This is a genomic window from Aliihoeflea sp. 40Bstr573, from assembly GCF_024105655.1.
Classification (GTDB): Bacteria; Pseudomonadota; Alphaproteobacteria; order Rhizobiales; family Rhizobiaceae; genus Aliihoeflea.
In genome coordinates, this window is record NZ_JAAAMH010000001.1 from 325,367 (window position 1) to 340,043 (window position 14,677).

14 protein-coding genes and 2 tRNA genes are annotated in these 14,677 nt (G+C 62.4%); 12 read left to right on the top strand and 4 right to left on the bottom strand.

Features of this window, described 5'->3' with window-relative positions:
* Positions 1-27: 27 nt before the first annotated feature.
* On the bottom strand, positions 28-1,782 hold the full coding sequence (argS, locus tag GTK01_RS01545; protein ID WP_252924086.1) for an arginine--tRNA ligase: 1,755 nt from the start codon (positions 1,780-1,782) through the stop codon (positions 28-30).
* A gap of 64 nt (positions 1,783-1,846) precedes the next feature.
* Positions 1,847-3,031, bottom strand: a complete 1,185-nt coding sequence (locus GTK01_RS01550; RefSeq protein WP_252924087.1) for a deoxyguanosinetriphosphate triphosphohydrolase — start codon at positions 3,029-3,031, stop codon at positions 1,847-1,849.
* Positions 3,032-3,113: 82 nt separating this feature from the next.
* On the opposite strand from GTK01_RS01550, the gene erpA reads away from it, so the two are divergent.
* The 5 genes from erpA (at position 3,114) to GTK01_RS01575 (ending at position 5,944) form a co-directional block, all read left to right on the top strand.
* Positions 3,114-3,464 carry an iron-sulfur cluster insertion protein ErpA gene (gene erpA / locus GTK01_RS01555; protein ID WP_252924088.1) on the top strand — a complete coding sequence of 117 codons (351 nt, stop codon included), beginning with the start codon at positions 3,114-3,116 and terminating at the stop codon, positions 3,462-3,464.
* 9 nt (positions 3,465-3,473) lie between these two features.
* Positions 3,474-4,277 (top strand): exodeoxyribonuclease III, encoded by an 804-nt coding sequence (gene xth, locus GTK01_RS01560; protein WP_252924089.1) that lies wholly within the window; start codon positions 3,474-3,476, stop codon positions 4,275-4,277.
* A 36-nt stretch (positions 4,278-4,313) separates the two neighbouring features.
* A complete protein-coding gene (locus tag GTK01_RS01565) occupies positions 4,314-4,604 on the top strand; it encodes a hypothetical protein (RefSeq protein WP_252924091.1) in 291 nt (96 codons plus the stop codon).
* A 92-nt stretch (positions 4,605-4,696) separates the two neighbouring features.
* The gene (locus GTK01_RS01570; protein ID WP_252924092.1) at positions 4,697-5,128 is read left to right on the top strand and encodes a hypothetical protein; all 432 of its coding nucleotides are present in this window, start codon (positions 4,697-4,699) and stop codon (positions 5,126-5,128) included.
* A 114-nt stretch (positions 5,129-5,242) separates the two neighbouring features.
* Complete coding sequence (locus tag GTK01_RS01575; protein ID WP_252924093.1) at positions 5,243-5,944, top strand: hypothetical protein; 702 nt, start codon at positions 5,243-5,245, stop codon at positions 5,942-5,944.
* A 71-nt stretch (positions 5,945-6,015) separates the two neighbouring features.
* Here GTK01_RS01575 and GTK01_RS01580 read toward each other — a convergent pair.
* Positions 6,016-6,089: transfer RNA gene (locus GTK01_RS01580), tRNA-Gly, on the bottom strand.
* 33 nt (positions 6,090-6,122) lie between these two features.
* Positions 6,123-6,207 (bottom strand) — tRNA-Tyr (locus tag GTK01_RS01585).
* Between the two features lie 197 nt (positions 6,208-6,404).
* Here GTK01_RS01585 and GTK01_RS01590 point away from each other — a divergent pair.
* The 7 genes from GTK01_RS01590 to GTK01_RS01620 all read left to right on the top strand — a co-directional run bounded on the left by GTK01_RS01590 (position 6,405) and on the right by GTK01_RS01620 (position 14,677).
* Positions 6,405-7,265, top strand: coding sequence for an RNA methyltransferase (locus tag GTK01_RS01590; RefSeq protein ID WP_252924094.1), 861 nt, complete (start codon positions 6,405-6,407; stop codon positions 7,263-7,265).
* Between the two features lie 71 nt (positions 7,266-7,336).
* Positions 7,337-8,641, top strand: a complete 1,305-nt coding sequence (pncB, locus tag GTK01_RS01595) for a nicotinate phosphoribosyltransferase (RefSeq protein WP_252924095.1) — start codon at positions 7,337-7,339, stop codon at positions 8,639-8,641.
* A gap of 182 nt (positions 8,642-8,823) precedes the next feature.
* A complete protein-coding gene (locus GTK01_RS01600; RefSeq protein WP_252924096.1) occupies positions 8,824-9,789 on the top strand; it encodes an ABC transporter ATP-binding protein in 966 nt (321 codons plus the stop codon).
* Positions 9,779-10,822: an ABC transporter ATP-binding protein gene (locus GTK01_RS01605; protein ID WP_252924097.1), complete on the top strand. Its 1,044-nt coding sequence runs from the start codon at positions 9,779-9,781 to the stop codon at positions 10,820-10,822. Before GTK01_RS01600 ends, GTK01_RS01605 begins: the two co-directional genes overlap by 11 nt.
* An 88-nt stretch (positions 10,823-10,910) precedes the next feature.
* Entirely contained in the window at positions 10,911-12,617 is a 1,707-nt protein-coding gene (locus GTK01_RS01610) for a peptide ABC transporter substrate-binding protein (protein WP_252924098.1), read from the top strand.
* A gap of 97 nt (positions 12,618-12,714) precedes the next feature.
* The gene (locus tag GTK01_RS01615; protein WP_252924099.1) at positions 12,715-13,728 is read left to right on the top strand and encodes an ABC transporter permease; all 1,014 of its coding nucleotides are present in this window, start codon (positions 12,715-12,717) and stop codon (positions 13,726-13,728) included.
* A complete protein-coding gene (locus GTK01_RS01620) occupies positions 13,721-14,677 on the top strand; it encodes an ABC transporter permease (RefSeq protein WP_252924100.1) in 957 nt (318 codons plus the stop codon). The genes GTK01_RS01615 and GTK01_RS01620 overlap by 8 nt, the downstream gene beginning before the upstream one ends.

Genomic DNA, 14,677 nt, shown 5'->3' on the forward strand with positions numbered 1-14,677 from the left:
AAAAGGTGACACTTTCCCTTGAGGCAATCAGCGCATTTCGGAGGGAGCATCCGCTCCAACCAGCGCGAGCCCCGAAGAAAGAACGTTGGACACCGCCTGCACCATTCCGAGCCTGGCACGCGTCAATTCTGGGTCGTTAACCTTAATAAAGCGTAAGTCGTTGTTGTCCGTTCCACGGTTCCAGTGACCGTGGAAGGCACTGGCAAGGTCGTAGAGGTAGAATGCCAGTCGATGCGGCTCCTGGGCTAGAGCGGCAGATTCGATCACCCGGGGATACTCGACCAGCTTGCGGATGAGCGCCAGCTCGCCCTCGTCGGTCAAACGGTGAGCGGCCGCCTTCATCGCAGCCTCGTCGATCCAGTTTGTGCCGAGCTGCTCCTTGGCCTGGCGGAACACAGAGTGACAGCGTGCGGACGCATACTGCACATAGAAGACCGGATTGTCCTTCGATTGCTCGGTGACCTTCGCAAAATCGAAATCGAGCGGCTCGGAGCTCTTGCGGTAGAGCATCATGAACCGGATCGCATCACGGCCGACCTCGTCGACCACGTCGCGCAGGGTGACGAACTCCCCTGCCCGCTTTGACATGCGCACCGGCTCGCCGCCCCGGAAGAGCTTGACCAGCTGGCACAGCAGGACTGTGACCTTCAGTCTGTCGCCTGCAAGCGCCTTCGCGAGCGCCTCCAGCCGCTTCACGTAGCCGCCATGGTCGGCGCCGAGGATGAAGACGAGCTCCTCGAAGCCGCGCTGGTATTTGTCCTTCATGTACGCGACGTCGGCGGCGAAATAGGTGAACTGGCCGTCCGACTTCATCAGCGGCCGGTCGATATCGTCGCCGACGGCGGTCGATTTGAAAAGCGTCTGCTCGCGATCTTCCCAATCGTCCGGCAACTGGCCCTTCGGCGGCGGCAGCTTGCCTTTGTAGACATGGCCCTTGAGCGTCAGGTCGTTGATCGCCGACAAGATGGCGCCCCCATTGCTGCCATGAAGGCTGCGCTCGGAGAAAAACACGTCATGATGGACGTTGAGCGCGGCCAGATCCTCGCGGATCATTGCCATCATGGCGTCGATCGTGCGGTCCTTGATGATGGCGAGTGCTTCTTCGGACGGCATCTCCAGAAGGCGATGCCCGAACTCCGCCGCCAGCGCCTCACCGACCGGCACGAGGTAGTCGCCCGGATAGAGCCCGGCGGGGATTTCGCCAATCCGCTCGCCCAGCGCCTCGCGGTAGCGCACCATCACCGACTGGGCGAGCACGTCGATCTGCGCCCCGGCATCGTTGATATAATACTCCTTGGTCACGGCGTGCCCGGCGAAAGCTAGGAGATTGGCGAGCGCGTCGCCGACGACCGCGCCACGGCAATGACCGACATGCATGGGGCCGGTCGGATTGGCCGAGACGTATTCGACATTGACCTTGCGACCGGCGCCGATGGTCGACCGGCCGTAATCGGTGCCGCCGTCGAGGATTTCGCCGAGGCGGGCCTGCCAGAAGGTGTCGTTCAGGCGCAGATTGACGAAGCCGGGTCCGGCGATGTCGACGGCAGCGACGTCGGGATCGGCCTTCAGCGCTTCGGCAAGACGTTCGGCGAGCGCACGGGGATTGGTCTTCGCGGGCTTGGCCAGCACCATCGCGGCGTTGGTCGCCAGGTCGCCATGGCTCGGATCGCGCGGCGGCTCGACGGTCACGCGCGAAAGATCGACCGTGCCCGTCTCCGTCTGCAGGTCGAAGCTCTGCACGATCTTTTCAATACGTGCGTTGAATTCGGCGAAGATGTTCATCGAAAACCAATCTCGTCAGATTCTGGAAGGCGGGCGCAAAGCCAAGCGCGGCATGGGCGCGGCCCTAGCCCAAATCGGGGGTGCGGTCAAACAGGCGCCGGTGCTCGCGAACCGCATAGGTGTCGGTCATGCCGGCCAGGAAATCAGCCACGTGGCGGGCTCGGGCAGCTTCGTCGCGGACGGCTTGGCGCTCGCGCCAGTCCTCGGGCAGCGCGGCATCGTCGGTCATGTAGCGGTCGAAGAGATCGCGGACGATGACGTCAGCGGATGCGCGCACGCGCATCACCTGAGGATGACGGTACAAATGGCTGTAGAGAAAGGATTTCAGTTCGGATTCGGCTTCGCGCATCGACGCAGAGAAATTGACCAGCGTGACCCCGGCCGTATGCACTTCAGCGGGAGAGCGCGGCGCGAGCCGTTCGAGATTGGCGCTCGCCGTCGCGATGACGTCTTCCACCATCAAAGTGATCTGGCGGCGCATCAGTTCGTGCGCGGTGCGTACGGCGTCGAGATCGGGGTATTGCCTGCGCACGTCGGCCAGGATTTCGGCGCAAAGCGGCACCTCCTCAAGCATGTCGAGCGTGACCAGCCCGGCGCGCAAGCCGTCGTCGATGTCGTGCGTGTCATAGGCGATGTCGTCGGCGATTGCGGCGGCCTGCGCCTCGAGCCCGGCGTGGCGGCCCAGTTCGAGATCGTGGTGGTCGTTATAGGCGAGGATCGCCGGCGGGATGTCGCCGGTGAGCGGGCCGTTGTGTTTGACGAGGCCTTCGAGCGTCTCCCAGGAGAGGTTGAGTCCGTCGAAATTCGCGTAGCGGCGCTCGAGTTCGCTGACGATCTTCAGCGACTGCGCATTGTGGTCGAAGCCGCCCCAGGGACGCATCTTCTCATTGAGCGCGTCTTCGCCGGTATGGCCGAAGGGCGTGTGGCCGAAATCGTGGACGAGCGCGACGGCTTCGGCGAGGTCCTCATCGAGCCGCAGTGCACGCGCCAGAGCGCGGGCGATCTGGGACACTTCGATTGTATGTGTCAGCCGCGTGCGGAAATGGTCGCCCTCATGGGCAATGAAGACCTGCGTCTTGTGCTTCAGTCGCCGGAAGGCGGTGGAATGGATGATGCGGTCGCGGTCGCGCTGGAAGGGCGTGCGCGTCGCACTTTCCGGCTCCAGAACGAGGCGCCCGCGCGTTTGCGCGGGGTCGCTTGCATAGGCTGCCCGCGGCCGGTAGCCGAAACCGATCTCGGTCGTATTCACCTGCCGTCACCCGTTGCCACTTCGTTGACTTGTCCCCGCCGGCTTCATACCTATGGTGGGAATGCGAACGCAAGGTGACGTCATGGGCATGGATGCCAAGACCGATATGAAATCCGTTGAAGTGAGCGACGCCGCGATCCGCCGCGTGGCGAGCATCCTGCGCGACGAACCGGGCAAGACGGCCCTGCGCGTTGCTGTCGAGGGCGGCGGTTGCTCGGGGTTTTCCTATACGTTCGACCTCGTCGACAACCAGAACGACGACGATGTCGTCATCGCACGCGACGGCGCCAAGGTGCTGATCGACGAGATTTCGCTCGTCTACATGGGCGGATCGGTGATCGACTTCGTCGACGATCTGATGGGTCAGTCCTTCCAGATTCGCAATCCGAACGCTGTCGCCTCGTGCGGCTGCGGCACGTCGTTTTCGATCTGACCGACCGACATGAAGATCGCGACCTGGAACATCAACGGCGTCAAGGCGCGCATCGACAATCTCCTCCATTGGCTCAACGAGAGCCAGCCCGACATCGCCTGCCTGCAGGAGATCAAGTCGGTCGACGAGAACTTCCCGCGCATGGAGATCGAAGCGCTCGGCTATCATGTGGAGACGCACGGCCAAAAGGGCTTCAACGGGGTCGCGATCCTGTCCAAGCTGCGTTTCGACGAGGTCAATCGCGGGCTGGCCGGTGATGATGACGACGTGCAGGCGCGGTTCATCGAGGGTGTGTTCTCGACCGACCGCGGCGCATTGCGGGTCGTCTCGCTCTATCTGCCGAACGGCAATCCGATCGGCACCGAGAAATTTCCTTACAAGCTCGGCTGGATGGAACGGCTGGAGCGCTGGGCACAGGCGCGATTGGTGCTCGAAGAACCCCTCGTGCTCGCCGGCGACTACAACGTCATTCCCCAGCCGCATGATGCGCGCCATCCCGAGAATTGGCTCGGCGACGCGTTGTTCCAGCCCGAATCGCGAGAGGCGCTTCGCCGGCTGGCGAATCTCGGCTTCGTCGATGCGTTCCGCACCGTTTCCGATGCGCGCGACGCTTACTCCTTCTGGGATTATCAGGCGGGCGCCTGGCAGAAGAACAACGGCATACGCATAGATTTCCAGATGCTTTCCCCAGAGGCGGCGGCGTGGTTGCGCTCGTCCGACATCGAAAAGCACGTCCGAGGTTGGGAAAAGCCCTCGGATCACGTGCCGGTGGTGATCGAGTTGGACATGTGCCCCCTCGCGCAAGCGGCTTGATATGACGGAGCGTCATTCGCTGTGGTATAGTAGGGCATGCTCGAGAGCCTGCTCATCGCGGCAATGACGGTCGGTGCTGCCGCAGAACCCCAAATTGCTGCGGGTCCGACCTGCCATGCGAATGAGATGGTCTTTGACCAGGGGCAGATCGTGTGCCTCGATATCCCCTGCGCGCCGCAACTGGCGCGCTGCGGCATGGTTCTCAATAATTCCGCCTGGATCAAGATCCAGGACGGATGCGCGGTCAGCCGTTCGCAGCAACGTCCGCGTCCGAGGCTTGGCGCGCAGGCGAAGAACAAGCTCATGGCCGTACAACACCGAAAGTGATCGCTATTGGGGAAAATGCCCCGCTTCACTCTTGCTCTGGCGCAAATAGCATTTGATAGTCGGCGCGAATTTAGGCGCTACGGACCGATGCGATGTCTCAGCCGACCAAAGACGTGACTGACTGGGTCGCGAATTTGAAGACGCTCCTCGGCAGTTCCCTCGCCGAGCTTGGCTCACACAGCAGCGCTGGCTCCACGGAGAGCTATCGCGTGTACCGGGCGGCACACCAAAGCGCCGTGTTCTCCGAACTGAACTTTTCGGCGCTTTGCCATCCTGACGGCGTGGTCTACCCCTGTCCGAACGGCATGGATGATGACGTGCTCGATGCACAGTTTCGCGAACACCGCTTCTCTGGCGTTCCGATCGATACGCTGGTCTCCCGCGCGCTTGATCTGGTCATCAACGAAAACCAGGCCGAGGCCGCCACCCAGTTTCGTACGCTGCGCTTCAGGCTGCTGCGTGCGCTCGAAGCCGTCGATCTTCAACTGGCCGAACTCGATGCCAAGAAGCAAACGACGCAGTAGATCATCGCGATGGCAACGCGCCCTTGAAAAGCTGAACAATGTGTCGACTAATCGCCTCCCGGTCTGGTAGTCGCTTTGTCGTGCGCGACTGCGCGAAGCGACGGGAATTGGCCATTGGCAAGCACGAACTGGATCGAGACCGCGGAAGTCCCCAGCCCCAATCGGTACTTTGCCTATATGGGGCTGACGATAGTCTGCATTGTCTTTCTCGCAATTTTGCCGATCTGGATCGGCGAACATTTCTATGCCGAATATCTCAGCGAGGGCGGCGCGCTCCAGGTCTTCTCGGCCGCGTTCTACCTGATCGTCGCGACCACCATTGTTCGTGAATCGCGACCCGACCTCCTGGCCTCGCGATGGCACCTTGTACTGATTCCGATCCTTATGTGCCTGCGCGAACTCGATTTCCACGCCAAGCTGACAACGATGTCGATTACCAAGACATCCTTTTACGTATCGCCGGACGTGCAGCTCGGCGAAAAGCTGGTCGGGGCTGGCGTGTTGTTGCTTGTCGGCCTTGCGGCCTACCGGCTCATCCAGGTGAACGGACGCGGCTTCTTCGCCGGCCTTCGCCGATTTGACGTCGTCGCAGTGGCTGTTGCTGCCGCTGGCGCCAGCGGTGTGATGTCCAAGACATTGGACGGCGGCATCCGCAAGCTTGCCGGTTTAGGCATAACCGCGGCGCCCGAACTGCATGCCCCCTCGGTCATCTTCGAGGAAGTGCTCGAACTGAGCATCCCCGCCTTCATGGCGATCGCAGCGTTCGCCTATTTTTCCATCCATGAGCCACAGGGCCGACCCCTGGCCCGCGCGTAAACATCGCCGGCAAGGATGCGGACAAGCGCTGACGTGGATGGTCAGAGCGGTCAGGCACTATCGGGGCTTGCTGGAGCGGGTAGCGGGAATCGAACCCGCGTATTCAGCTTGGAAGGCTGCTGCTCTACCATTGAGCTATACCCGCCTCTTGCGAGGTACAACTTTCGATGTGGGCCGGTGGTGGAGGGGGCTGGATTCGAACCAGCGTACGCATAGCGAACGGATTTACAGTCCGTCTCCTTTAACCACTCGGACACCCCTCCGTCAGACCACATCGGAGCCGTGCAACGAGGCTTGGCTTGCGGGCTGGGCCAGAACCGAAATCCAAGCCAAATCCGCGATGGGCCTTATGGCGGCACCGCGAAATGCTGTCAACCGCGGCCGAGCCAATTGTCCAGAAATTCGCTATGACCTTGCGTCGCCCCATGTCCAACGGCAATCGCCGCCGCTATAGAGAACCATGAGCGAGAAGAAGACGCCTCCCGCCGGCACCGCGCGGGACACCCACTACGCAAAGCTGCGCCGCAAGTTTCGAGACGAGAAGGCCGGAGGTCCGGTCTTCCGGCCGCGCGCGCCAATCGAGCCCGGCTCCCCACCGCAGGACGGTTCCGTGCGGCTTTACGGCATCCACACCGTGCGCGCCGCGCTCGACAATCCGCGCCGCACGATCCGGCGGCTCCTCGTCACGCGCAACGCGCTGGCGCGGCTCGAACTTGCAGAGCCACTGGACCTTAACTATCCGGCCGAGATCGTCGAGCCGCGCGAGATCGACAAGCTCGTCGGCTCCGATGCCGTCCACCAGGGCGCGCTCGTCGAGGCCCTGCCGCTGAAGCCCAAGCGGCTCGGAGAGTTGCAGGACACACGGCTCCTTTTGGTGCTTGACCAGGTGACCGACCCGCACAATGTCGGCGCGATCATGCGATCGGCCGTTGCGTTCTCGGCAGGTGCGCTGATCACGACCGGCCGCCACAGCCCGCAGGAATCGGGCGTCCTGGCGAAGTCGGCTTCCGGCGCGCTGGAGCACATCGACCATATCGAGGTGCGCAATCTGGCCGACGCGCTCGGTGAACTCACCCAACTCGGCTTCCAGACCGTGGGCCTCGATTCGGACGGGCCGGAGGTCCTGGAAGATACGCTTTCCGGAACACGCATAGCGCTTGTGCTCGGCGCGGAGGGCAAGGGGCTGCGCCAGAAGACACGCGAGACCGTTTCCGCCCTCGCCCGCCTCGACATGCCGGGCGCAATCCGCTCGCTCAACGTGTCGAATGCGGCCGCGATCTCCCTCTACGCTGCGCACCTTCATCTGGGCCAACGTCCTTAGCTTGTTTTCGGCCCGCATTCGTGCTGGCCTTCCAAGGGGCGCGAAAGGCGCCGAGGGAAAAGACACGCATCATGATCAAGACCGATATCGCGCGCCGGGTCTACAACCACACCTGGAAGCTCGATCCCATCATCCGCAGCCTGCTCGACACGGACTTCTACAAGCTCCTGATGCTGCAGATGATCCGGGGCGTCTATCCTGACGTGGACGCGACCTTTACGCTGATCAACCGGACGAAGTCCGTGCGCCTTGCCGACGAGATCGACGAAAGCGAATTGCGCGCGCAACTCGACCATGCGCGCTCGCTTCGCTTTTCGAAGAAGGAGATGATCTGGCTCGGCGGCAACACCTTCTATGGCAAGAGCCAGATCTTCCGGCACGACTTTTTGCGCTGGCTGGCCGATTTCCGGCTGCCTGAATATGAGCTGACGCGCAAGGACGGCCAGTTCGAGTTGACCTTCCATGGGCGCTGGCACGATACGACCATGTGGGAAATTCCCGCGCTTGCGATCATCAACGAGTTGCGTTCGCGCGCGGCGCTGAAATCGATGGGCCGCTTCGCGCTGGACGTGACTTATGCACGCGCCAAGGCGCGGGTTTGGGAAAAGGTCGAGCGGCTGCGCGCTTATCCCGACCTGCGCATCTCCGACTTCGGCACAAGGCGGCGCCACTCGCATCTTTGGCAGCGCTGGTGCGTCGAAGCGTTGAAGGAGGGTATCGGCCCCTCCTTCACCGGCACGTCGAACGTGCTTCTGGCCATGGACACCGATCTGGAGGCCCTGGGCACCAACGCGCATGAACTGCCGATGGTGCTGGCGGCGATGGCGAATTCGGATGCCGAACTGAAGACCGCGCCCTATCGCGTGCTGCAGGACTGGCAAAGCTATTATGGCGGCAACCTGCTCATCGTTCTCCCCGACGCCTTCGGGACCGAGTCTTTCCTGCGCGGCGCGCCGGACTGGGTTGGCCAGTGGACGGGGTTCCGCCCCGACAGCGCGCCGGCGATCGAGGGCGGCGAGCGCATCATCCGCTGGTGGAAAGAGCGCGGCATCGATCCACGGGAACGGCTGATCATCTTTTCGGACGGGCTGGACGTCGACACGATCGAGCGCGCCTACCTGCATTTTGACGGCCGCGTGCGCATGGCGTTCGGCTGGGGAACGAACCTGACGAATGACTTCCACGATAGCGCGCCCGAACGCAATGAAGCGCTGAAGGCGATTTCGCTCGTCTGCAAGGTGACGTCGGTCAACGGCCGCCCGGCCGTCAAGCTTTCCGACAATCCGGAAAAAGCAACGGGCGATACGGCCGAAATCGAGCGCTACCTGCGCGTATTCGGTGGGAAGGAACGTGTAAGACAGCCGGTAACTGTCTGAAACTTCTGCACAGATGATCAAATATCGCGCAACCGGAAAAATTGCTCAAATACCGGCTTGAAATGCGCGAGCCGCGATGCTCACATGCGGGCAAGACGACTTTTCGATTGCCCGCAACCGCCGCTTTCCAGCAGCCCGTTTCGTGAGTAGATGCGATAAGCCAGGTCCTCGAAGTTCGCGATTTGCGCACGCACTTCCACACGCAGGACGGTGTGGTCCACGCCGTCAACGGCATCAGCTTCCATCTGGACGAAGGCGAACTTCTCGCCGTTGTTGGCGAGAGCGGCTCGGGCAAGAGCGTGGCGATGATGTCGCTGATGCAGCTTTTGCCAATGCCTCCGGCCGAAATCGCTTCGGGCCGCGTGAACTTTCAGGGCCAGGACCTCGTCAAGCTGAAGGCTTCGCAGATCCGCCAGGTGCGCGGCTCGCGCATCGGGTTCGTCTTCCAGGACCCGATGACCTCGCTCAACCCGGTGTTCACCGTCGGCTTCCAGATCATGGAGCCGCTGCGCGAACATATGGGATTGTCGAAGAGGCAGGCACGCGAGCGGGCGATCGAGCTTCTGGAACTCGTCGGCATTCCCGCCGCCGACCAGCGTATCGACGACTATCCGCACCAGTTTTCAGGCGGCATGCGCCAGCGCGTCGTCATCGCCATCGCGCTTGCCTGCGATCCGAAGGTGCTGATCGCAGATGAGCCGACGACCGCGCTCGACGTGACCGTGCAGGCGCAGATCCTCGAACTGATAAAGGAATTGCGCCAGAATCTCGGCATGGCGATCATCTGGATCACCCACGACCTCGGCGTAGCGGCGGGCATCGCCGATCGCATCGTGGTCATGTATGGCGGGCAGATCGTCGAGCACGCGGCGGTGGAAGATCTCTTCGACGATCCGCAGCATCCCTATACGCGCGCACTGCTGGAGTCCCTGCCCGGACGGCACGCGGCGCATGAAAAGCTGCGCTCGATCGCGGGGCAGCCGCCGCTCTTGCTCAAGCAGCCGGATTTTTGTCCGTTTTCCGCGCGTTGCAAACACGTGTTCGACAAGTGCCTGAGACAGAACCCGCCACTGATAGCCGTGGAGGGCGATCATCGTGCGGCGTGCTGGTGGAACCCTGAAACCGGAGGCGTGCGCGATGTCGCTTGAAGGCGCGATGGCACGGCCGACGCACCACGTTCCAAGCGACGAGACGCTGGTCTCGATCGACAATCTCAAGGTCCATTTCCCGATCCACAAAGGCATTTTGCGCCGCAAGGCGGGCGCGGTGCGGGCGGTCGACGGGCTGACCTTCGTGATCAGGAGGGGCGAGACGCTGGGGCTTGTCGGCGAATCCGGCTGCGGCAAATCGACGACGGGGCGCGCGCTCTTGCGGCTCTACCGCGCGAGCGACGGCAAGATCGTGTTCGACGGGACCGACATCGCCTCGCTCGAAGGCGATGCGCTGCGCCGGCAACGGCCGCGGATGCAGATGATCTTCCAGGACCCTCAGGCATCGCTCAATCCGCGGATGACGGTGGGCGCGATCATAGCCGAACCGCTGGTCGAGCATGGCGTCATGAACGCCAGGGACCGCAAGGCGCGAGTACGCGAGCTGCTCGATGCGGTCGGGCTCAATCCGGACTACGTCAACCGCTACCCGCATGAATTCTCCGGTGGCCAACGCCAGCGCATCGGCATCGCGCGGGCACTTGCGCTCGATCCCGAATTCATCGTCTGCGACGAGCCGATCGCCGCGCTCGACGTTTCCATTCAAGCGCAGGTGGTGAATCTTCTCGAGGATCTGCAGGCCAAGCTCGGCCTGACCTATCTGTTCATCAGCCACGACCTTTCCATGGTCAAGCACATCGCGGACCGCGTCGCCGTCATGTATCTCGGCAAGATCGTCGAGCTGGCGGATGTGGAATCCCTGTTCGCGGACCCGAAGCATCCCTACACGAAGGCTCTTTTGTCGGCCGTGCCTGTGCCCGACCCGAAGATCGAGGCGAGCCGGCGCCGCATCATCCTGACCGGCGACATTCCAGACCCGGCGAACCCGCCGGTCGGATGCCGCTTTTGCACACGCTGCCCGGAGGTCTTCGACCGCTGCCAGGTCGAGGAACCGGACTGGCGCGAAGTACAGCCTGGCCGTTTTGCTGCATGTCACCGAGTCGAGGGAGGAGAGGCGTCGAGCGCGACATAGGAATCCAGCATGGCGCACCGTGGCGGATGGGAGCCAACGCGGATGCGAATAACCTAGCAAAACCAATAATATCGCAAGGGGAAATGCAATGAAGAAACTGACGACGTTCCTGACGGGAACGGCAGCGGCCATTGCCATGACGGCAGGCGCTGCCCAAGCCGAGCGCGGCAGCGACGGTCACCTCAATATCCTTTACTGGCAGGCTGTTTCGATCCTCAACCCGTTCCTTTCGGGTGGCACGAAAGACGTCGAGGGCTCGTCGCTGATCATCGAGCCGCTCGCGAAGTTTAACGAGAAGGGTGAGATGGTCCCTGCCCTCGTCGACGAGATTCCGACGGTCGAAAATGGCGGCGTCTCGGAGGATTTGAAGTCGGTCACCTGGGTCCTTTCGGAAGGGCTGATGTGGTCGGACGGCACGCCGGTGACGGCGGAAGACGTCAAGTTCACCGCCGAATATTGCATGGCCGAAGATGGCGGTTGCCAGCAGGTCGCCAACTTTACCGACGTCGAAAGCGTCGAGGCGGTCGACGAGCGTACGGTCAAGGTCAATTTCTCGATAGCCAAGCCCTACCCATACGGCCCGTTCGTCGGTGCGCAGTCGCCGATCATCCAGAAGGCACAATTTGAAAACTGCGTCGGTGCCCGCGCGCCCGAATGCACGGACGCCAATTTCGGCCCGATCGGCACCGGCCCGTTCGTCGTGACGCGCTTTGCCGCCAACGACGTGATCGAACTCGAAGCCAACCCGAACTATCGCGATCCGGCCAAGCCCGCATTCGCGACGGTGACGCTGAAGGGTGGCGGCGACGCGGCGTCGGCAGCGCGCGCGGTCATGGAGACGGGCGAATTCGACTATGCCTGGAACCTGCAGGTCGAACCGGAAATCCTGGCGCAGATGGAAGCGGCCGGCCGCGGCGAACTGATCTCCTCGTTCGGCACCTCGGTCGAACGTATCAACCTCAACATGACCGATCCGAGCCCTGAAAAGGGTGCCGACCGCTCGACCGTCGAGGCAGGACCGCATCCTTTCCTTTCAGACCCGGCCGTTCGCCGTGCGCTGTCCATCGCGCTCGACCGCGAACTGATCGTGGAGGCCGGTTATGGCGAGACGGGTCGTCCGACCTGCAACATCCTGCCGGCGCCGGAAGCCTACGCATCGAAGAATGTCGACTGGTGCCTGACGCAGGACATCGAGGAAGCCAACCGCCTCCTGGACGAAGCCGGCTGGATGCCGGGTGGCGACGGCATTCGCGAGAAGGACGGCGTGCGCCTCTCGATCCTCTACTCGACCTCGACCAACTCGGTACGTCAGGCGACGCAAGCGCTGGTCAAGGACATGTGGCAGCAGATCGGTGTCGAAACCGAACTTCGTAACGTCGACGCGGCCGTGTTCTTCGGCGGCGATCCGGCAAGCCCGGACACGTTCCAGAAATTTTATGCGGACGTTCTGATGTACACCAACAATTTCGACGGGACCGACCCGGAGAAATACATGGCCGAATGGCTCTGCGACGACGCTCCAAAGCCGCAGAACGGCTGGCTCGGTGCCAATATCCCCCGCTTCTGCTCGGAGGAATATGACGCGCTGGTCGCGAAGATGGGCGAGACCGCTCCGCTCGAGGAGCGCCAGGCCCTCGCCATCCAGATGAACGACATCCTCACCAATGAGGGTGCGCATCTGCCGCTCGTCCACCGGGGCGACGTTTCCGCGAAGTCGATGACGCTGAACGGCGTCCTGATGAATTCGTGGGACTCCGAACTGTGGAACGCGGCCGACTGGACCCGCGCTGAGTAAACCCGAATCCGGCATCCGCATGCGACCCATGCGGATGCCCTTTCGCGGGTATGGGGCAAAGCCGCGCGGCTGACCGCGACGGCCGGAGTTCAGCCATATGTTTCACTACACGCTGAGGCGCCTGATGTTCGCGGTGCCGACATTGTTCGTCATCAGCTTCATCATCTTCGCGCTGCTCGACCTTGCGCCCAATGATCCGACCGGCAATCTGCCGCTGACGATTCCGCCGGAGGTGCGCGAGCAGATCCGCATGTCGCTCGGCCTCGGCGAGCCGTTCCACATCCGCTATCTGAAGTGGCTGCAGCAGTTCTTCATTGCCGAGCCGCTCAACTTCATTGAACAGGCATTCGGAATCGAGATCGGCAATTCGGCCGAGCGCGTGCGTATTCGCTCCTGGGCAACCCGCAGCCCGGTCGTCGACCTGATCGTCGAACGCATGCCCCAGACCCTGTGGGTGGTCGGCATGTCCTATGTCGTCGGCATCCTGATTGCGCTTCCCGTCGGCATCATCTCGGCCTACCGGCAGTATTCCTGGTTCGACCAGATCGGCACCTTCGTCTCGATGGTCGGCTTTTCGGTCCCCACCTTCTTCACCGGCGTTGTGCTGATCGTCGTCTTCTCGGTCTATCTGGGCTGGTTCCCCTCGATCTACGACACAACGCACCGCGTGACTGGCTGGGACAGCTTCTGGGTACAGGTGCGCCAGATGATCCTGCCGGTCATGGTGCTGGCGCTCTACAATGCGGCACAACTCAGCCGGTTCGTCCGCGCGTCGATGCTCGACAACCTCAATCAGGACTATGTCCGCACGGCGCGCGCCAAGGGCATGAAGGAAAGAGTCGTTCTTCTGGTCCACGTGCTGCGCAACAGCCTAATCCCGGTCGTGACCGTCATCGCGCTCGGCATTCCGACGATCTTCTCCGGAGCGATCATCACCGAGCAGATTTTCCGGGTGAACGGGCTTGGCCAACTCTTGATCATCGCGATTCAAGGCGCGGACATTCCGCTCGTCCAGACGCTGACCTTCATCTTCGCGGTGCTCATCATCCTGTGCAACCTGATCGCCGACATCCTTTACGGCATTCTGGACCCGAGAATTCGCTATGATTGATCAGGTCTCAGTGGCACCCGAAAAGGTCATCCCGCCCGCGCCGGGCTCGCCCGTCGCCGCCGAGCCGCGCAAGCAAAGCACGTTGACCGCTGACGTCTGGCGCCAGTTCCGCCAGCACAAAGGCGGCGTCATGGGCGCGATCGTGTTCCTGACGATCATCTTCCTCGTGGTCTTCGGGCCCTATATTCACGGCGTCGACCCATCGGCACTGAACGTGCGCGAGCGCAATGCCGGCATTTCGCTTGCCCATCCGATGGGGACGGACAATCTGGGCCGCGACACCTTCGCGCAAATCCTGGCCGGAGGACGGACCTCACTTTCGGTCGGGGTCACCGCGATGCTCCTGTCGCTTTTCGTGGGCACCACGATCGGGGTGCTGGCCGGCTACTTCAAGAAGCTGGAAGGGCCGCTGATGCGGCTGACGGACCTCTTTCTGGCGCTGCCGCTTCTGCCGCTGCTGCTGGTCATCATCATGCTTTTCCGCGACACGCTGCGGCGCTCGTTCGGGCCGGAGACGGGCATCTTCATGCTGATCGTGTTCGTCATCGGCATCACGAGCTGGATGCAGACGGCGCGCATCGTGCGCGGAGCAGTCCTCTCGGTGAAGGAGCAGGAGTTCGTGCTGGCGGCCAAGAGCATCGGCACGCGCGAGCGTCGCATCATCACGCGGCACATCCTGCCGAACGTACTGTCGCCGATCATGGTATCGGCAACACTCGGTATCGCGACGGCAATCATCACCGAGTCCGCTCTGAGCTTTCTCGGTCTCGGTTTCCCGTCCGACTTCCCGACATGGGGGCGTCTGCTGTTCGACGGCGTGAACTTCATGCAGATCAACCCCTCGCGCGTCATCTGGCCTGGACTGGCGATCTCGCTGACGGTGCTTTCGGTGAACTATATCGGCGACGGCATACGCGACGCGCTCGATCCGCGTATTCGCGGGCGGTAG